At 44.3% G+C, this 19,716-nt stretch carries 12 protein-coding genes and 1 pseudogene; 2 read left to right on the forward strand and 11 right to left on the reverse strand.

Annotation, left to right across the window (positions count from 1 at the left end; genetic code table 11):
- Positions 1–1,525, reverse strand: a 1,525-nt coding sequence (gene prfC / locus HUJ19_RS02675; RefSeq protein ID WP_290622133.1) for a peptide chain release factor 3, incomplete at its 3' end; no start/stop codon positions are given.
- Between the two features lie 86 nt (positions 1,526–1,611).
- Entirely contained in the window at positions 1,612–2,916 is a 1,305-nt protein-coding gene (locus tag HUJ19_RS02680) for a mechanosensitive ion channel family protein (protein ID WP_290622134.1), read from the reverse strand.
- Positions 2,917–3,193: 277 nt separating this feature from the next.
- Between HUJ19_RS02680 and HUJ19_RS02685 the strand changes: the two genes are divergently transcribed.
- Positions 3,194–6,589, forward strand: coding sequence for an EAL domain-containing protein (locus HUJ19_RS02685; RefSeq protein WP_290622135.1), 3,396 nt, complete (start codon positions 3,194–3,196; stop codon positions 6,587–6,589).
- On the opposite strand, the gene rimI is transcribed toward HUJ19_RS02685, so the two are convergent.
- The 6 genes and pseudogenes from rimI to HUJ19_RS02715 form a co-directional block, all read right to left on the reverse strand.
- Entirely contained in the window at positions 6,586–7,044 is a 459-nt protein-coding gene (gene rimI, locus HUJ19_RS02690) for a ribosomal protein S18-alanine N-acetyltransferase (RefSeq protein ID WP_290622136.1), read from the reverse strand. The two genes, HUJ19_RS02685 and rimI, sit on opposite strands and share 4 nt — an antisense overlap.
- A 60-nt stretch (positions 7,045–7,104) precedes the next feature.
- Positions 7,105–7,611, reverse strand: a complete 507-nt coding sequence (locus HUJ19_RS02695; RefSeq protein WP_290622137.1) for a hypothetical protein — start codon at positions 7,609–7,611, stop codon at positions 7,105–7,107.
- Between the two features lie 25 nt (positions 7,612–7,636).
- Positions 7,637–8,782 (reverse strand): annotated as a pseudogene (locus HUJ19_RS02700) (2-isopropylmalate synthase); the annotation flags it as partial.
- A 210-nt stretch (positions 8,783–8,992) separates the two neighbouring features.
- The gene (locus HUJ19_RS02705; RefSeq protein WP_290622140.1) at positions 8,993–11,464 is read right to left on the reverse strand and encodes an acyl-CoA dehydrogenase; all 2,472 of its coding nucleotides are present in this window, start codon (positions 11,462–11,464) and stop codon (positions 8,993–8,995) included.
- 27 nt (positions 11,465–11,491) lie between these two features.
- The gene (locus HUJ19_RS02710; RefSeq protein WP_290622141.1) at positions 11,492–12,121 is read right to left on the reverse strand and encodes a TetR/AcrR family transcriptional regulator; all 630 of its coding nucleotides are present in this window, start codon (positions 12,119–12,121) and stop codon (positions 11,492–11,494) included.
- 316 nt (positions 12,122–12,437) lie between these two features.
- On the reverse strand, positions 12,438–12,704 hold the full coding sequence (locus HUJ19_RS02715) for a glutaredoxin family protein (RefSeq protein WP_290622143.1): 267 nt from the start codon (positions 12,702–12,704) through the stop codon (positions 12,438–12,440).
- A 133-nt stretch (positions 12,705–12,837) separates the two neighbouring features.
- On the opposite strand from HUJ19_RS02715, the gene HUJ19_RS02720 reads away from it, so the two are divergent.
- On the forward strand, positions 12,838–13,518 hold the full coding sequence (locus HUJ19_RS02720; protein ID WP_290622145.1) for a hypothetical protein: 681 nt from the start codon (positions 12,838–12,840) through the stop codon (positions 13,516–13,518).
- Positions 13,519–13,594: 76 nt separating this feature from the next.
- Here HUJ19_RS02720 and rlmKL read toward each other — a convergent pair whose 3' ends face one another.
- The 3 genes from rlmKL to topA form a co-directional block, all read right to left on the reverse strand.
- Positions 13,595–15,751: a bifunctional 23S rRNA (guanine(2069)-N(7))-methyltransferase RlmK/23S rRNA (guanine(2445)-N(2))-methyltransferase RlmL gene (rlmKL, locus tag HUJ19_RS02725; protein ID WP_290622146.1), complete on the reverse strand. Its 2,157-nt coding sequence runs from the start codon at positions 15,749–15,751 to the stop codon at positions 13,595–13,597.
- 70 nt (positions 15,752–15,821) lie between these two features.
- Positions 15,822–16,850, reverse strand: a complete 1,029-nt coding sequence (locus HUJ19_RS02730) for a quinone-dependent dihydroorotate dehydrogenase (RefSeq protein ID WP_290622147.1) — start codon at positions 16,848–16,850, stop codon at positions 15,822–15,824.
- Positions 16,851–16,959: 109 nt separating this feature from the next.
- Positions 16,960–19,590, reverse strand: a complete 2,631-nt coding sequence (topA, locus tag HUJ19_RS02735) for a type I DNA topoisomerase (protein ID WP_290622149.1) — start codon at positions 19,588–19,590, stop codon at positions 16,960–16,962.
- Positions 19,591–19,716: the final 126 nt, after the last annotated feature.

Raw genomic sequence — 19,716 nt, forward strand, 5'->3', positions numbered from 1 at the left:
CCATGGTCGGTGCTAAATACGTCCAGTTGTCCCCTCCATCCAGAGCCAGGTTATCGGCATTCTTACGTTTGAACTCCTCAAACGTCTTCTCGTCGTCACACTCAACCCAGCGGGCTGTTGAGACGTTAACCTGTTCATAGATACATTCCACTTTATATTCGTTTTTTAGGCGATGCGCAACCACATCAAACTGCAGCACCCCGACCGCACCCAATACTAAATCATTGGAATTTTGTGGACGGAACACCTGAGTCGCCCCTTCTTCAGACAATTGCACCAGTCCTTTAATCAATGCCTTGTTCTTCAATGGATCGCGCAGACGCACGCGACGGAACAGTTCTGGGGCAAAGTTTGGAATACCTTTGAACTTGATGGCTTCGCCTTCGGTGAAGGTATCGCCAATCTGAATAGTGCCATGATTATGCAGACCAATAATATCTCCAGCATAGGCTTCTTCAAGATGTTCACGATCGCCAGCCAGGAATGTCAGCGCATTACTGACCGTCATATCACGGTTTAAACGCACATGGCGCATCTTCATGCCTTTAGTATATTTACCACTACAGATTCGAGCAAAAGCAATGCGGTCGCGGTGCTGCGGATCCATATTGGCCTGAATCTTGAAAACGAAGGCAGAAAAAGTTGGCTCAGTTGCTTCAACCATACGTTCATCCGCCTCACGGGCTAGTGGTGAAGGCGCCCACTTAACCAGACCATCCAGCATATGGTTAACACCAAAGTTACCCAATGCGGTACCGAAAAACACAGGGGTCAGCCTGCCTTCCAGAAACTCCTGTAAATCAAACTCATGGCTGGCGCCCTGGACCAACTCCAACTCTTCACGCAAGTCGTTAGCCAGATAGCCAACGGCTTCATCAAGCTCTGGATTGTTCAAACCTTCAATAATACGCTCTTCCTGAATTTTATGGCCCTGCCCAGATTGATAGAGATAGGTTTTATCTTCGAGAATATGATAAACACCTTTGAACTGCTTACCCATGCCAATCGGCCAGGTCACTGGAGAGCAGTTAATTTTTAAGACGTCCTCAACCTCATCCAGCAGCTCAATCGGATCGCGAATATCGCGGTCCATTTTATTCATGAAAGTGATGATAGGCGTATCGCGTAAGCGACAGACTTCCATCAGCTTAATGGTTCTGGCTTCCACACCTTTAGCCGCGTCAATTACCATCAAAGCCGAGTCCACAGCGGTCAGAGTTCGATAAGTATCTTCTGAGAAGTCCTCGTGTCCGGGAGTATCAAGAAGATTGACGGTTCGCCCACCATAAGGAAACTGCATCACTGAAGTCGTTACCGAAATACCACGCTGCTTTTCCAGCTCCATCCAGTCCGAAGTCGCATGCTTGCCGCCACGCCCCTTAACCACGCCGGCTTCCTGGATCTGGTTACCAAACAACAGAACTTTTTCGGTAATGGTGGTTTTACCCGCATCCGGGTGCGAAATAATGGCAAAGGTACGGCGATTCTCAATTTGAGACACTAGCTTTGAATCAGTTTTGGACATGCGACTCTCTTAAGTAAAACGTGTGCGGAAGCAATAAGGCGGCAATTATAAGCGTTTGCCGCCGATTGTCATAGGCTGTAAGACGATTAGCTGGACTTATTTTGCTCAGCCTCAACTGCTTGTGTCGTCTGCTTTGACCTGTCTGTGTCTCTTACAATAGTCAGCGAACGAATATCATAACCGGTCGGCGACTGATGCACCCTCAAGCCAAATTCTGGCAAGACCGCAAAAATATGGTCAAAGATATCAGATTGAACTCCCTCGTAAACCGCCCATTCGGTGGTTTTAGTAAAGGCATAGATTTCCAGCGGAATACCGTTAGACGAAGACTCCAGCTGACGCCCCATCAAGGTCATTTCCTGATGGATCTGCGGGTGGTTTTTTAAGTAATTCAATAAATAAGCTCTAAAAGTACCTAAGTTAGTCAAACGACGACCATTTATCCTTAAAGACATATCCAGGCCATTCTCTTCATTGTACTTTTTAACTTCATCCAGTTTCTGCTGCAAATAAGGGGCCAGTAATTTAGAATGACTTAACTTTTCAATAGCCTCGTCCGACAGAAACTCTACACTGCTGGAATCGATCAATACCGACCGCTTTATTCTTCGCCCTCCCGCTTCAGTCATACCACGCCAGTTTTTGAAGGAGTTGGAGATCAGGGCATAAGTTGGAATTGAGGTAATGGTCTTATCCCAGTTTTGAACTTTAACTGTTGTCAGCCCAATTTCAACCACATCACCGTCAGCACCGTATTGCGGCATTTCCAGCCAGTCGCCAACTTCCAACATATCATTGGCAGATAACTGAATCCCTGCCACCAACCCAAGAATGGGATCTTTAAAGACCAACATGACTACAGCAGTCATGGCGCCTAAACCGCTTAGAATTAATAATGGTGATTTGCCAATGAGCAATGAAATAACGGAAATACCCACCACCAGGAATGCAACAATCTTGATACTCTGCATTATGCCTTTTAAGGGCAAGGCTCTGGCTTCAGTATTTTTCTGTCCAATCAGATAAAGAGCATCCAGAAAAGAAAAGACGGTCAACAAGGCATACAGCTGGATCCACAGCAGCGATAAGGTTTGCACCCAATTCAGTACCACTGACTCGGGCGTTAACCAGAGACCAGCCTGAATATAAATGATGATGCCCTGCACCATCAGCGCAAAACGATTGAATAGCTTATTTTCGAATAAAGAACGCTTCCACAGCTTCTTCGATTGGCGCGCCCTATTCTCCACAAAGCGCAACACCACGCGGTGTAGTATTAAATGCACCACTATCGATATTAGAACAATAAGTCCTAACACAGAAGCCAGTGCCGTGACGTCCGAAAATTCAACGCCGTGATTTTTTAACCAGTCCGTAATTTGTTGTTGCATAGGTTTTCACTTAAAAGTCCTTAACAGATGCCACTAGGCTAGTTATTTAGACGTCGGTGTCAAGTTTAGTGGCTGAAACCTGTTTTTCCCGAAATAATTCACTTTAAATACATCTTTTAACGCTAACTACTCATAGAACACCTTCAATGTGACAAATATCAACATTAGTTGAGCATTGTCTAATTAACTGATATAAACGATGTTACGTAGAAGCAAACTTAATTAAATAAAAACAGATTCTGCTGCTACTTTACCATGGGGAGACGACCCAACATATATGCTAACAAAGCTCAGAAAAATTCAAAGTTCTGACCGTTCCGTGTCAGTCTGGGTTATTGCTTTAGTCATTTCGATGGGCATCGTGCTGGTTTTACCCGAACCAGAAGTCAGTCGCGGTCTCGCCTCCTACTTACCACTTCATACCGCTCTTGAAATAGCAGCCATTGCCGTAGCATGTATGGTATTTGGTATCGCCTGGGTTACTCAGAAGTTCCAACCAAGTCCGAAAGTAATCATCCTCGGCTGTGGTGCGCTTGGCATGCTTCTGTTGGATATTACGCATACCATTTCTTATGAAGGGATGCCTTCCTTTCTAACCCCCAGTGGCCCGGAAAAAGCCATCGACTTCTGGCTGGCTGCCCGACTCATCATGGCAATCACATTGCTGCTAATTTCCTGCACTACCAGAAAATTTGAACAGAAGCTGGCAAAGCTCTCGCGTTATTTCTGGCTGGCAGTAACACTTATATTGGTAGCTCTTTTTCATTTTTGGTTTCTCTTCTATCCTGAAACCGTACCAGCAACCTTTACTCAGGATGAAGGACTCACTCGTTTCAAGGTTGTTTTCGAATATGTCTTGATAGGCGCTTATTTTCTTGCTGGTTTTTTACTGATAAGGCAGCTCAGTCATATTCGTGAATTTGGGGCTAACTGGCTGGTCGCCGCAGCATTGACAATGGCAATGAGTGAGTTCTTTTTTACGCTTTATGCCAATGTTTCAGACCTATATAACCTGATTGGACATGTTTATAAAATTTTTGCCTTCAGCTTTCTCTACCGCGCTTTATTCGTTGAAACGGTGCAAAGCCCCTTCATCAACATGCTCCAGCTTCAGGCTAAATTGACTGCCACTATCAACACGCTTCCTGATCTCCTTATCGAGGTTGATAGCAAAGGTAACTATCTTGACATTCATTCAGTAAACCCAGAGCTTCTGCCAGGTTCCCCAGAGCAACTGATTGGTAACAACATTAAAAATGTCATGGATAAACAGAGTGCTATCGACTGTATGCAGGCCATCGCTACCGCAAATGAAATTGGCCAGTCACACGGCACCAGAATTAAGCTTAATGTCCCCAGTGGAGTGCGCACATTTGAACTTTCCGTCTCGCGCAAAGCAGATCAACTGGGCAAGGCAAACACATTCCTGATTCTATCTCGCGATATTACCAACAGTTTAAAAAATGAAGAACGAATTGCCCATGAGGCTAAACTGAACAAGCTGTTACTTGAACTTCAAAACCACCTCCATATTGGAGGTGAAAAGTACTTCATGCAACACAGTGTTGATATTGCAGAAAATCTTACCGACAGCTCAATAGCCTTTATTCACTTTATAGATGAAACACAAAAGATTATTAAGATTGTTACATGGTCAACCAATACCTTAACTCACCACTGTACCGCAAATTTTGAAAGTCATTATCCGATCGACCAAGCTGGTATCTGGGCTGACTCGATACGGACAAAAGCTCCCGTCGTTATCAATGACTATCAGGCGAGCACCGTTAAAAAGGGACTGCCTGAAGGACATGCCTATTTAAAGCGATTTATCAGTCTTCCAGTTATTGAAAACGACAAAGTAACCATGATGGTTGGTGTAGGTAACAAGTCAACGGATTACACAGATCAAGATGTAGAAACATTACAGGTGCTGGCTAATACCATCTGGAACCTGATTAAACAGCGCTGGCAGGAAACCACCATACGCCGCTTATCAACCGGGATAGACCAGAACCCGTACCCCGTATTAATAACCGATACCGATGGAAAAATTCAATATGTAAACCATGCCTTCACAGAAACAACAGGCTTTACTGAAAAAGAATCTCTCGGTAAAAGCCCAACTGACTTTAGTGCAGAAGATAACCCCGAGAAGACCTTCCGTACCATCTGGCGACAGCTAGCACGTGGCGAAGCCTGGCGTGGTGAGCTCATCAGTAAGCGTAAGGATGGCTCGCATTACACAGAATTTGCCATGATTTATCCAGTACGTAACAAACAGGGAAAAATCATTAATTATGTTGCACATAAAGAAGACATAACCCTTAAAAAAATTGCAGAAGAAAAGATCCACCAACTATCAAATTACGATCAGCTGACTGGTTTTTTGAAGCGTGAAATGTTGGAAGAACGTCTACAGCAATTGTTGGATGACAATTTCAAGCAGAAGCAACCCATGACAGTGCTCTGGCTTGATTTGGACAACTTCAAAACTATCAATGACTCCCTAGGCCATCAGGTTGGTGACTTGGTGTTGGTAGAAATTGCCAATCGCCTTCGCTTTGATCTGGGCAAGCAATCCATTATTTCTCGAATTGCTGGTGATAGTTTCGCGGCAATTTTGCCCGCTACCAATGAACATTCAGCGGCGCTCATCGCAGAAAAACTCCTTGAAGACGTTCAACGCAAGATTAAATTCAATTCACACGCCTTATCAGTAAGCACCTCAATAGGTCTGGCATTATCGCCAAATGACGGCCAGACAGCCACCAAGTTAATGATGCGTGCCGAAGCTGCCATGTATCGTGCTAAACAGGATGGACGTAATTCCTTTCGATTTTTCGCGCAGGAAATGCAGGAACATTCATTACGTTCCCTGCAATTATCTGCCGCTCTTAAAGAAGCGCTTGCCAATGACCAGTTCCATCTGGTCTATCAGCCACAACTCAATTTAATAGACAATTCAATGATTGGAGCAGAAGCTCTACTCCGGTGGGAACACCCCGAATGGGGGACGGTGTCCCCTGCTGAGTTCATCCCATTAGCGGAACAAAACGGTCTTATTGTGCAAATTGGTGAGTGGGTGTTACACCAGGTAGCCATGCAACAAAAGCAATGGGTTAGCAAAGGTTTCCCTGAAATCATCATAGCAATCAATATTTCAGCACTACAGTTCCATCAGCAAAATCTGGTTGAACGAGTAACGCAGATAGTTGCGGAAGCCGGTGTATCGCCGGGCAATATTGAAATTGAATTAACTGAAGCTGTGGCCTTAAAAGATCCTGAAGTAGCAGGCAAAACCATTAATGCTTTAAGCCAGCAGGGATTTAAGGTTTCAATCGACGATTTTGGTACTGGCTACTCATCAATGAGTTACCTCAAAAAGTTTGCAGTCAACAAACTCAAAATCGATCAGTCATTTATTAAAGACATTGTCACTGACATCGACGATCAGGCGATCGTAACAGCCATTATCCAAATGGCTCATAGTCTACACAAAACAACTATCGCAGAAGGTGTTGAAACACAGGAGCAACTAGACTTTTTAAGAGAGAAAGGCTGTGAGGAAATTCAGGGCTACTGGTACAGCCGGCCATTAGTTACAGAGCAGTTCGAGGCCTTTCTGTCAGCCAATAAATCTAACCAGAAGAAAGACTCGTTAATACCCTAAAGCATTCGCTCCATCACCAAAGCATCTTCCCTGCCTTCTTCAGATTTGTAGTAACCTTTACGCAGGCCAATCTCCGCAAATCCTTGCTTATGATAAAAGCCAATGGCCACTTCATTCGAAGCACGAACCTCAAGAATCACCTTGACCATCCCTGACTCTTTAGCCTTTTCGTACATGGCAGAAATTAACTGACTGGCCACTCCCAACCCCTGAAAGTGTGGCTCGGTGACAATATTCATCAGGTGACATTCATCGTACAGGTAGTTAAATATGGCGTAACCGATAATGGCGCCCCCCTGCTCAAGCACCAAACTGGGATAGCCGGACTCAACACATTGTGCATGAATTTTATCGGTCCAAGGTAATTTGTAGACCCGCTTTTCAATAGTACAAACCTGCTCCAAATCAGCTTTGGTCAGTTGACGAACATGGTAGTCATTATCAGCGAAGAACATGGTCTGACTTAAAAGGTTTGGATATGAAATGAAGAGTTGAGTGTTACAAATTGCTGACGACTAAGCAAGACTCTGCAACAGCTGCCACCAAGCTTTTTTATCGTTGGTCGACTGCCAGTTCAAAGTCGGTACCGCCTTAACCCTAAGAGGTGCCAAGTCTATAGTTTGATTTGAAGAAAGCAGTAATTGTTTATCTTTGAGATTATCGATTGACTCTGCATTTGCCACGGCCCCATCCTGCTCAACCAATTGCAATAAAGCCAATGGAAAGTCTGTATCTTGCCACTGTTTCCAGGCCTGAGTCAGTAATTGGAAATTGCTTTTAGCCTGCTGTAAGTCCTGTTCGGCAGTAATTAGAATGCAGATTTTCGCCTGCACATCACCGGCCACAGAAACAAAACCGAAAGTTGTCGTTTGCTCCACTGAGGCTCCAGCTACTTGAGGTTCAGGTTTTGCTGCTACTTCTGCTTCAACTTGTTCTGTCGCAACCTTAGCAGCAACTTCCTGTCTGGAAACCCAGACAGGAATACTCATTGCTTCAAGATAGGAACGATTCCAGGCGGTCATTATGAACAAATACCGCTTAACGCTTAACTAACGTTAACAAATCTTCGTCTAGAATGTCATGCTTCTGATCAGCAAGCTTTTTGAAAGCCACGAACGCATCGTGCAAGTCCTCATTATTATCAAACTGCACACCCAACTGAGCCAAATGACTCTTAAATGCATTACGACCAGAGTGCTTGCCTAAAACCATACGGTTGTTGGCCCAACCGACATCTTCAGCACGCATGATTTCGTAGGTTTCACGATGCTTCAATACGCCATCCTGGTGAATGCCTGATTCATGTGCAAAGGCGTTATCGCCAACAATTGCTTTATTCGGTTGTACCGCAAAGCCAGTGATCTTAGAGACCAATTGCGAAGTAGGAACGATATGACGAGTATCAATATCCACTTCCACATCAAAGTAATCAGGACGGGTCTTAATCGCCATAACCACTTCTTCCAAAGAAGCATTACCAGCACGCTCGCCCAGACCATTAATAGTACACTCAACCTGACGTGCACCTTTTTGCACCGCCGCCAAAGAATTGGCAACTGCAAGACCTAAATCATTATGGCAATGCACCGAGAAGATGGCTTTGTCTGAATTTGGAATACGCTCAATCAACTGCTGAATGGTATTGGCATACTGATCAGGCAGGTTATAGCCCACTGTATCAGGAATATTGATAGTGCGTGCACCGGCATCAATCACCTGCTCAATGATCTTACACATAAAGTCCAGCTCGGAACGTCCGGCATCTTCGCAGGAGAACTCAACGTCATCACATAGGTTACGCGCAAACTTAACTGATTTAACTGCATGCTCAATAACCTGCTCAGGTTCCATTTGCAGCTTATACTTCATGTGTAGTGGCGAGGTGGCAATAAAAGTATGGATTCGACCTGAGTTCGCGCCTTTTAGGGCGTCGCCTGCAGCCTGAATGTCTTTTTCCATCGCACGCGACAGCGAACAGATGGTGCTGTCTTTAATGTTATCCGCTACTAATTTGACCGCCTCAAAATCACCAGGGCTGGCGATAGCAAAACCGGCTTCGATCACATCAACTTTCATTAATTCCAATTGCTTAGCGATTTCCAGTTTTTCTTCTTTATCCATAGACGCGCCTGGGCTTTGCTCACCATCGCGCAAGGTGGTATCGAAAATCACTAATTTATCTTTCTGACTCATATAATATCTACTCCAATAAGGCCCCAATTAGCATCAAGTGCTCACAGGCCAACTTTATTCATCCCTTAAGGATACCAAATATTCAGGGGCTAAGATAAGGTTTGATGACAGGTTAGACCAACATTTTCTCTATCCGTTAATAGATTCTTGATAAACATCAAGCATAAAAAAGCAGGGACAATGCCCTGCTTCTTCAAGCAAACCTGCCGACTAAGCTGATTTACCCTTTTTCTTCTTTGGCTTATCGTCAATCACACCAGAGATTTCTTCGTGAGAATAATCATCCACCTGAATCACATCCATGCGTGCATTTTCAGCATCCACCAGGATTTGCTGCTCTTCCTTGTCAATAATGCCTTTTTCTATGGCTTGCTCAATACGCTCCATATTAGTGGCATTTTTATCCAGCTCACCGGCCTTCATGGCTTTACGCAGCTTGCGACGCACTTCATCCGCAGCCAATACTTTCAGGAACGCCAACTCAACACGACCAGTTACGTCGTCTTCAGTCTTACCAACATAAGCGTATTCAGTAATACGGTCACGGATTTCGCAGTTCTGCATCATTGGCTTCACAATTTCCTGCTCCAACTTATCCGATGGGTAGGAATAACTTTTACCGTAAGGGAAAGCAATGAAGCGTAAGGCTTTACCAACCGCCTTAATTGGGAAGTTTTCATAGAAGTCATAGAAAGCTTCCTGGATCTTATGCAAGCCATACTCCATATTCCACTTCACATAGGGCAGATCAGCTAATGGACGATCATTGTCCTGATAGTACTTTAATACTGCAGAGCACATGTAGAGATGACTCAACACATCCGCCAAACGAGCTGACAAACGTTCTTTACGCTTCAAGTCACCGCCTAAGATACCCATGGCAATATCAGAAGTTAATGCCAGGGCTGAGCTCATACGAGTCAGATGCTGATAATATTTACCTGTTTGACCACCTACGGGCTTAGAAGCAAATTTTGCAGCACTTAGACCTAAGGCGAAAGTACGTGCAAAATTACTGACGCCATAACCAATATGACGGAACAACAGGCTATCAAAACGCTTAACGCCTTCTTCGGTGTCTTCCAGCTGCGCCGCTAACATTTCTCGCAGCACATAAGGATGGCAGCGAATCGCGCCCTGACCGAAAATCATCAGATTTCGAGTCAGAATGTTGGCCCCTTCAACGGTAATACCAATCGGCTGACTCATATAGCCATTCGCCAGATAGTTACGCTCACCCATAATAATGGCGCGACCACCATGAATATCCATTGAATGATTCATGATTTCACGACCCATTTCGGTCATATGGTATTTGGCAATGGCGGACACCACTGATGGTTTAATACCCAAATCCACCGCACCAGCAGTCATAACACGACTCGCTTCTGTACGATAGGCAAGGCCTGCGATGCGTGCCATGGCTTCTTCAACGCCTTCGAAACGACCGATTGGCGTTTTGAACTGTTCACGCACTAACGAATATGCACCTGTCATGCGATAAGACAGTTTTGCTACCGCAGTACCCATTGCTGGCAATGAAATCGAACGCCCCGCGGCCAGACTTTCCATCAACATTCTCCAGCCCTGACCTGCGAACTCCTGACCACCAATCAACATATCCATTGGAATGAAAACGTCTTTACCGGTTGTGGTACCGTTCATGAATGCCTGGTTCATTGGCAGGTGGCGTTGACCAATTTCAACTCCGGGATGATCAGCAGGGATTAAGGCACAAGTAATGCCATAGTCTTCTTTGTCGCCAATTAAATTGTCAGGGTCATACAGCTTAAATGCCAGACCAACAATGGTGGCTACTGGAGCCAAAGTGATATAACGCTTGTTCCAGGTTAGCTTGATACCTAAAACTTCTTTACCCTGATATTCACCTTTGCAAACGATACCTTTATCAGGAATGGCGCCAGCATCAGAGCCAGCAACTGGCGAAGTCAAAGCAAAACAGGGAATTTCTTCGCCCTTTGCAAGACGAGGAAGGTAATAATCTTTTTGTTCCTGCGTGCCGTAATGCAACAACAGCTCACCAGGCCCTAATGAGTTAGGCACCATAACGGTTACCGCAGCACTGCCGCTACGCGTTGCAATCTTAGTCACAACCGTTGAATGCGCCAGCGCAGAAAAACCTTTACCACCGTATTCCTTTGGAATGATCATTCCCAGGAAACCTTTGTCTTTAATGAACTGCCAGACTTCTGGTGGTAAATCTTTACGCTTATGAACAATGTCCCAGTCGTCTAACATGGAGCACAGCTCTTCCGTCTCATTATCAACGAACGATTGCTCTTCTTCAGTTAAAGCAGGCTTTGCAATGGTCAGCATCTTGTTCCAGTCAGGGTTGCCGCGGAACAGATCACCTTCCCACCAGACATCACCAGCTTCTAAAGCGGTTTTTTCTGTATCATTCATTGGTGGCAAGACTTTCTGCATAAACAAATAAGCTTTGCGAGAAATCCAGTCAATGCGCAAATCTGGAAGTAAATAGAAAGTTGCTACTACTGCAAAGATCAGCAGCGAAATGAATAACCCCCAGGTAAAACCACCATGAATCCATAAAACAACTAAAGCTACCGCGTTAATGATCATTGCTTTTTTCATTGCCATACGCTGATAGGCGCAAAAGCCCACCACCAGCAACATCACAACAATCTGTAATAAACCCATCATTTCAAATTACCTCAAAATTATTCAATGTTACGCTTTCATACCGGCTGCCAGGAATGGAACCATCTCTTTGATGACATCCTCAACACCCAAATCTCGATTAAAGTCAGCCTGTGAAATCTGACGTAGTGCTTCACTACCGCCCAATGTAAAGATCATACTTCCCAACATGTAGTGCAATCGCCAGAAAATCTGATCAATGGTCAGGCTCGGATAGGCCTTTTGGAACAAATGAGTAAAACGGACCAATACATGGCCATATTTCTCCGTAACATAACGACGAAGATGTCCCTGAGTCTCAGCATAGGCGCGGCCTAACAGACGCATAAAGATAGAAATCGCATTATCTCGACGCGAATTTAAACTCAATAAAGGCTTAATTAACGCATTCAGAAGTTTTTCAGCTTCAAGCTGAGCAGGCTCAAGTTGCTCCAAAGTCATTAGCTCAAGGCTAAGCTCCTTGGTGAAATCCTGTAAAAAACGATCAAACACAGCCTGTATTAGAGACTTCTTAGAGCCAAAATGATAGTTCACGCTAGCCAGGTTGACCTTGGCTCGCGTGGTAATGGTTCTAAGGCTGGTCTCCGCAAAACCCCGCTCTGCAAAGAGTTGCTCTGCTGCATCCAGTATTCGACTCTTGGTCGATTCAGTTTTAGTCATGCTTAAACTATCCTGCCCAATCAAATCCAAACAACTGTTTGAAACATACGTTCAAACACTAATTTTGTCAAGCTCATAGCTCAAGTGAACAAGAAATGACTTAAAAGGTAGATACCAGCACAGGGATTAGCCCCTTTATGACGACATCATTCAAGACAGATAAAATGAAGCGGGAAACTAAGACAATGATCACTCGATAGTAGGGTAAAAATTGAGGAGCAGCATGTTTAGTGAAATGCCGGTTATGGAATTAAAAGACAAATCTTCCAGATGAATGAATCAAGTGAAAAAAACATCCTGAGTAAACACAAAAAAATTAACTAAGCTGAAGCCAATGACAAAGTTGTTCATAATTAAATGGCCAACCGAGTTCATCTTCATCATTTTCTTTTTTCAAGACCGGAATTGAATAGCGATATCGCTCAAAGATTTTTTCATCATCAATAATATCGAAAGGAACAATTTGGTAATGAAATTGTTCTTTATATTGATGCGAAACTTCAGCCAACATAGCCTCTACTTTTTCACACAAATGACAGCCAAAAGTTGTATAAAAAAATATTTTTTGCGTTTTATCATTCATTTTTGTTAAAAAACATTAAAAAAGATTCGTTATTTGCAACTTTAGCATAATTAATTATTAACTTTCTAAAATTCTTTCCGTATAATTTGATTGAATTTTAATCAAAACATCTCGCAACACAGGGGAAATGACCATGGCTAAAAAACCAGTAAAAAAATCTGCTTCTAAAGGTACAACTATGAAGCAACTTGAAGCGGCAGAAAAGAAAGCTGCAGCAGCAGTAAAGAAAGCTCGTGACGCTGCCAAAAAAGCAGGTGACAAAGCGAAAGCTGCTGCTGACAAAGCTAAGGGTAAGTCTACCAAAGCTGCGAAAGCTGCTGCCAAGAAAGCTAAAGAAGCTGTTCGTAAGGCTAAGACTGCCGTTAACCAGGCCGTTAAAGCTCACGATACAACTAAGTCTGCTTTAGCTGATGCGAAAGCTGCTGCCACTAAACAAGCTGCTTTAGAAAAAGCAATTGCCAAGTTTGAGAAAGACTGGGCTGCTAAAGAAGCGAAGAAAAAAGCCGCTGCTGATAAGAAAGCTGCTGCTAAAGCTAAAAAGAAAGCCGCTGCTGACAAGAAGAAAGCCGCCGCTAAAGCTAAAGCAGCCGCTGCAAAAGCGAGAAAGAAAGCCGCTGCTGACAAGAAGAAAGCTGCTGCTAAAGCTAAAGCCGCTGCTGCAAAGGCTAAAGCAAAAGCTAAAAAGAAACCTGCTAAGAAGAAAGCACCAGCCAAGAAAAAGGCTCCTGCTAAAAAGAAAGCTCCCGCTAAGAAGAAAGCACCAGCCAAGAAAAAGGCTCCTGCTAAAAAGCGTGTAGCGAAGAAGAAAAAGTAAGTCTTAGGACTTAATCAATAAAAAACCCAGCTTCGGCTGGGTTTTTTTATACTTGGGGCTGATATACATCGAACTTCTAGCTTTTATGTTGAATTAACCAACACCTGTGATGGTTTCGACTCTTTTGAAAGTCCATTGGCAAGGTTCTTGCTGTGATCTCCTGAATATCAAAACTGTCCATCAGCTCCTTTTCCATCTCAAACTTCTTAAAGTTATTAGAAAAGTACAACTTGCCCTTTGTATCCAACAAATTCATCGTTTGGCGGATTAACTCAACCTGATCTCTTTGTACATCAAAGGTTGTCTCCATTCTTTTGGAGTTAGAAAAGGTCGGCGGATCGAGGAATATCAGATCATAGACTCGCTCGCCCTGTGCTTCCTCAAGCCATTGCAAACAATCCGATTGAATAAACTCATGACCATAGATTGGAATATTGTTTAGTCCAAAATTCTTAATCGCCCAGTTCAAATAGGTCTTGGACATATCAACAGTGGTAGTTTTTGCCCCGCCTTTTGCCGCATAGACACTGACTGAGCCGGTATAGGCGAACAGATTCAAGAAACGCTTGTCTTTAGCTTCTGCCATGATCATTTTGCGGGTTTTACGGTGATCCAGGAACAGGCCAGTGTCCAGGTAACGATTAAGGTTTACATAAAACTGCAAGCCTTGTTCATGCACAACCTGAAACTGCTCTTCATCACTCTGCTTTTGATACTGCCAGTCGCCTTTTTGACGCTGTCTCTGTTTCAGAGATATTTCAGCCTCCGGGATCTGCAACAGGCCTGACGTAACACGAACAATCTCATTCAAGCGTCGTTGGGCTACTTTTGCAGGGATATCCTTTGGTGGTGCATACTCCTGAATGTGAACCATACCATCATAAACATCGATAGCCGCGGAGTATTCAGGAAGGTCAGCATCATAGAGTCTATAACAGGTCACATCATTTTGCTTAAGGTACGACTTCAGACGCTGCTGATTTTTGATCATGCGGTTTTTCAGCATCACGGCACCCTCTGACAGGTTTTTATCCCAGTCAGGATTAACCACCGTAGGATCAAAGGGCTTGTAGAAGTTCTCTTCCTTAACATCAAAAAGATATAGCTGGCAGTCGATCGCACCGTTTTTGAACTTATATTGCTTATGGGAGCGCATGCCCATAGCTTTAGCAAATGCAGGCTCATTAGTAATGATTGCTGCCTGCCATCCGATACAGTGACTTTTAATGTAGTCACCAAAGTCTCGGTATAACTGCATAACCTCGTCCTCTTCGCCAAGACGTTCGGCATAAGGCGGGTTCGAAAGCAGTAATCCAGGTTCACTGAAAGCTTCCAGCCTAGGGCGTCTAATATCCTGCTCCTTAAGCTCAATCAGCTCAGCAAACTCTGCGTTACGGATGACCTCTTTAGCCAGCTCCAGGCTCTTACGGTGGCTATCTGAGCCGATAAATCGATTATTCAGGGCTAGCTTGTTCTTATTAAACTGACGACGGGCTGTAGCAATGGTAGTTTGCCATAATTCAGCATCATGCTGTTTCCAGTTTTCGAATGAATAGGACGGATTAAACAGGCCCGGAGCCATATCACAGGCAATCATGGCCGCTTCGACCAATAAGGTGCCAGTACCACACATGGGATCATGGAAGCTGTAACCTTTTTTCGAAAGCTCAGGCCAGCCAGCACGAATTAACAAAGCAGCGGCGAGGTTCTCTTTGATCGGAGCGCGCCCTGAAATCGGTCGGTAACCACGCTGATGTAAACTACGTCCAGCCAAGTCAATACCGATCTTAAGCTGTCGCCCATTGATAATGGCATGAATACGATAGTCCGGATTGTCTTTATCCACTGACGGGCGTTGTTCAAATCGTTCCTGATAATAATCCACCACTGCATCTTTGACTTTCTGTGAGGCGAAGCCTGAATGTCGAATGTCAGAGTTTTTGCGGGCAATCGCATCAACTACAAAAGTCTGCTGCATATCAAAGTGCCAGCTCCATTCAATACTATTGACCTTCTGATACATGTCCTCAACAGAGTTAAACTCCTCATCCAACAGGCACAGGTATACACGATTGGCCAAACGCGAATGAAGACAGGCTTTATAGGCGAGTTCTAAATCGCCTTCAAAAACGATATGGGAAGGATGTTCTTTAAGATTGGAAGCGCCTAACGCAGTTAGCTCATCTATTAACAGAGCTTCTACGCCTTTGGGGCAGCTGGCATAAAATTGCATGATCACGAACAATAAATGAAATAGCCGTCATTATAACGGCTATTAGAATGGTTTGCTTTGAAAGTTTACGCTATTGGTTCTGCTGGTGCTCTTTTAAGGCTTTAGCCACCTCATAGACCAGTTGTGGGCCATGATAGATAAAACCGGAATAGATCTGAACCAGCTTGGCACCTGCTTCAATTTTATCAATGGCACTTTGCCCGTCAGTTATGCCACCAACGCCGATCACAGGAATCGAATCGTTCAAAGCTTCAACCAAACGCTTAATCACTTTAGTCGACTGACTGGCAAGCGGCTTACCACTCAAGCCACCCTGCTCTTCGGCATACTTCATACCTTCAACCTTACTACGGTCAAAAGTAGTGTTGGTTGCTATAATACCGTCCAGTTCAAACTGTTTGAAAGTATCAGCCAGCTCATCAATATCAGTTGCAGAAAGGTCTGGGGCTATTTTAATCGCTAATGGTTTGTAAACCTTATGCTCCTGATGCAACTCCTGCTGTTTCTTTTTCAGGTTGTCCAATAAGCTCTTTAAGGTTTCGCCAAACTGCAGATCGCGTAAGCCTGGCGTATTCGGTGAAGAGATATTCACCACCATATAGTCCGCTCGACGGTAAATCTTTTCCATGCCAATCAAATAATCATCAACCGCTTTTTCAACAGGCGTATCAAAATTCTTACCGATATTAATCCCCAACACGCCATTAAATTGGGCCTTTTCAACATTACTGAGCAGAGCATCAACACCATCATTGTTAAAACCCATCCGATTAATAATGGCTTCAGCATCTTTGATTCGGAACAGACGCGGCTTGGGGTTTCCTGGTTGCGGACGAGGTGTAACAGTGCCCACTTCAATAAAACCAAAACCAAAATGGCTCAAGGCATCGATATATTCACCATTTTTATCCAGGCCAGCAGCAAGACCAACACGATTGGGAAACTTAATACCCATTACTTCGACCGGATCATCCACCTGTGGTTGCGACAATAAACCGGACAGTTTTAAGCGGTTAAGCAGGTTCAAGCTGTTCAACGACAGGTGATGCGAACGCTCGCCGTCCAACATAAAGAGTAGTGAACGTAATAATGAATACATACAGTTGCCCCAACGGAGTTCTATTAAAGGTGGTACAAAAAAGCCTGCCATCGACTCGATGACAGGCTGATTTTAACAAACAAAATGCAAGAGAGCGTTACTTTTGTGACTACTTCTGTGGTACCCACTTTCCATTTTCATAAAAAGCAGTCCAGCCACTGGCTTTGCCATCGTCTTTAACACCGGCCACATATTGTTGACCGGTCTTCCGACTAAACTTAACAAAAGTACGATTACCATCCGGATCTTTCAGTGGCGCATCGGCCAGAAACTTATACTTTGGATCCAGCTGGTCTTTTACTGTGATCAACTCATCCACTGCTGGAGCACGTGTTTCACGGTTACGCGGAAACTTGCTGGCCGCAAGGAAAATACCGGCTGCACCATCGCGCAGTACATAATGGTCATCCACTTTTTCACACTGTAAATCAGGCATCGGAATGGGATCAGCTTTTGGTGGCGCAGGTTGGCCATTTTTAAGCAGTTTGCGCGTATTCTTGCAGTCCTCATTGGTGCAATCGAAATACTTTCCAAAGCGCCCTGTCTTTAACTGCATCTCGCTGCCACACTTATCGCACTCAAGAACCGGGCCATCATAACCCTTAATCTTGAATTCGCCTTTTTCAATCTCATAACCATCGCAATCTGGGTTATTACCACAGATATACAACTTGGTGTGTTCATCAACCAGATAGTCATCCATAGTTGAGTTACACTTCTTGCAACGCTTCTTATCGTGCAGATATCGGGCTTCTTCTTCCTCGTCGGCAGCAATGAACTCTTCACCTGGGATCAGGTTAACAGTATTTTTGCAGCGTTCCTTAGGCGGTAAAGAGTAACCCATGCAACCGAGGAATACCCCGGTGCTGGCATTACGAATCGCCATGTGATTCTTCTTGCACTTGTCGCACAGAATATCGGTTTCTACCGCTTCATTGCGGCGCATGCCACCATCAGCTTCTTCTTCATCGGCTTTTTTCAGCTGCTTTGAGAATTCATCATAGAATTCATCCAGCGTTACCTTCCAGTTCTGACGCCCGGAAGCGATATCATCCAGATGCTTTTCCATGGTGGCTGTAAACGAATAATCCAGCAGATCGTTAAAGCTTTCTACCAGTCGCTCAGTCACAATCTCACCAATCTTTTGAGCATAGAAACGACGATTTTCAAGACGAACATAACCACGATCCTGAATAGTCGAGATAATGGATGCATAGGTAGAAGGACGGCCAATGCCACGCTTTTCCAGTTCTTTGACCAATGCGGCCTCCGAATAACGGGCTGGCGGCTTGGTGAAATGCTGTTTAGGATCAAGCTTTTTCAGCTCCAGCAATTCGCCTTCTTTAACATTCGCCAACTCTTCATCTTCTGCATTTTTCTTTTGCATTGGCAGAACTTTAGTCCAACCGTCAAAACGCATGACGCGACCACGAGCTTTCAGCTCATAATCCCCAGCCTGTACTTTCAGACTAGTCACATCAAACTCTGCTGGCAACATCTGGCAGGCGACAAATTGACGCCAGATCAGGTCATACAAACGCTCAGCATCTTTTTCCATACCATTTAAATGACCAACCTTTTTTGTCACATCAGAAGGACGAATCGCTTCGTGTGCTTCCTGCGCACCTTCTTTGCTGCTATAACTGTTGGCTTCTTTCGGCAAATACTCAGCGCCAATATTAGTCTTGATATAATCACGACAGGCTTCTACTGCATCAGAACTCAGGTTAGTCGAGTCGGTACGCATGTAGGTGATGTAACCCGCCTCATATAGACGCTGCGCCATCATCATGGTTTTCTTCACACCAAAGCCCAGCCTGGTACTGGCTGCTTGCTGTAATGTTGAAGTGATGAAAGGTTTCGGAGCTTTACTTTTTTGTGGCTTGTCTTCGCGAGTAACGACTTTGTAGTCTGACGACTTAAGAACCTCAAGTGCCTTATTCGTCTCTTCTTCGCTATTCGGGCGGAAGTTTTTGCCTTGATATTTGTTGACCTGTAAACGCAAATCATCTTTGGATTGCGTTAAAGTATTAGCGTGGATATCCCAATACTCTTCTGGAATAAAGGCTCGAATTTCACGTTCACGTTCAACCAACAGCCTCACTGCAACGGATTGAACGCGGCCCGCGGAAAGTCCACGAGAAATCTTACGCCATAGCAATGGTGACACCATGAAGCCCACAACGCGATCCAGAAAACGTCTCGCCTGTTGTGCATTCACATAGTTCATATCCAGATCACCAGGCTTCGAGAATGCCTGCTGGATGGCTTTTTTGGTAATTTCGTTAAAGACTACACGCTTAAACTTACTGTCGTCACCGTCCAGCAATTCACGCAAGTGCCAAGCAATGGCCTCTCCTTCTCTATCCAAATCCGTTGCGAGATAGATAGTGTCAGCATCTTTTGCCAGCTTCTTTAATTCATTGAGTACTTTTTCTTTGCCGGGCAGGACTTCGTAGTGCGCTTCCCAGCTCTTTTCCGGGTTAATGCCCATACGTGCAAAAAGCGCCGTTTTTTCTTTCAGCGCTTTTTGTTTAGCTTTTTCTTTCGGGGAGAGCTTACGCGTCGCAGCTGCCTTTCGGGCTCTTTCTTTGGCGTCCACCGGTTTTTTATTTTGCGATCCGGTAGGCAAATCACGAATGTGACCGATACTTGATTTGACGATAAAGTCTTTTCCCAGGTATTTATTAATGGTTTTCGCTTTTGCTGGCGACTCCACTATAACCAAAGATTTTCCCATAAAAGTTCCAAAACTCTTTTATTATCAATGAGTTGATTACGTTAATTGGTCAAAGGGCAGAGATAAACCCTGCCCATTCCTTTTTTATTATTAACAATCTTTAATGGTCACTGTCTAGACTTTTTT

It is taken from the genome of Kangiella sp., from assembly GCF_014762745.1.
Classification (GTDB): Bacteria; Pseudomonadota; Gammaproteobacteria; order Enterobacterales; family Kangiellaceae; genus Kangiella.

Excerpts from the sequence above, each read along its gene's own strand:
- HUJ19_RS02680 (WP_290622134.1), bottom strand. The coding sequence starts at position 2,916 with ATGCAACAACAAATTACGGACTGGTTAAAAAATCACGGCGTTGAATTT.
- HUJ19_RS02685 (WP_290622135.1), top strand. The coding sequence starts at position 3,194 with ATGCTAACAAAGCTCAGAAAAATTCAAAGTTCTGACCGTTCCGTGTCA.
- rimI (WP_290622136.1), bottom strand. The coding sequence starts at position 7,044 with ATGTTCTTCGCTGATAATGACTACCATGTTCGTCAACTGACCAAAGCT.
- HUJ19_RS02695 (WP_290622137.1), bottom strand. The coding sequence starts at position 7,611 with ATGACCGCCTGGAATCGTTCCTATCTTGAAGCAATGAGTATTCCTGTC.
- HUJ19_RS02705 (WP_290622140.1), bottom strand. The coding sequence starts at position 11,464 with ATGATGGGTTTATTACAGATTGTTGTGATGTTGCTGGTGGTGGGCTTT.
- HUJ19_RS02710 (WP_290622141.1), bottom strand. The coding sequence starts at position 12,121 with ATGACTAAAACTGAATCGACCAAGAGTCGAATACTGGATGCAGCAGAG.
- HUJ19_RS02715 (WP_290622143.1), bottom strand. The coding sequence starts at position 12,704 with ATGAATGATAAAACGCAAAAAATATTTTTTTATACAACTTTTGGCTGT.
- HUJ19_RS02720 (WP_290622145.1), top strand. The coding sequence starts at position 12,838 with ATGGCTAAAAAACCAGTAAAAAAATCTGCTTCTAAAGGTACAACTATG.
- rlmKL (WP_290622146.1), bottom strand. The coding sequence starts at position 15,751 with ATGCAATTTTATGCCAGCTGCCCCAAAGGCGTAGAAGCTCTGTTAATA.
- HUJ19_RS02730 (WP_290622147.1), bottom strand. The coding sequence starts at position 16,850 with ATGTATTCATTATTACGTTCACTACTCTTTATGTTGGACGGCGAGCGT.
- topA (WP_290622149.1), bottom strand. The coding sequence starts at position 19,590 with ATGGGAAAATCTTTGGTTATAGTGGAGTCGCCAGCAAAAGCGAAAACC.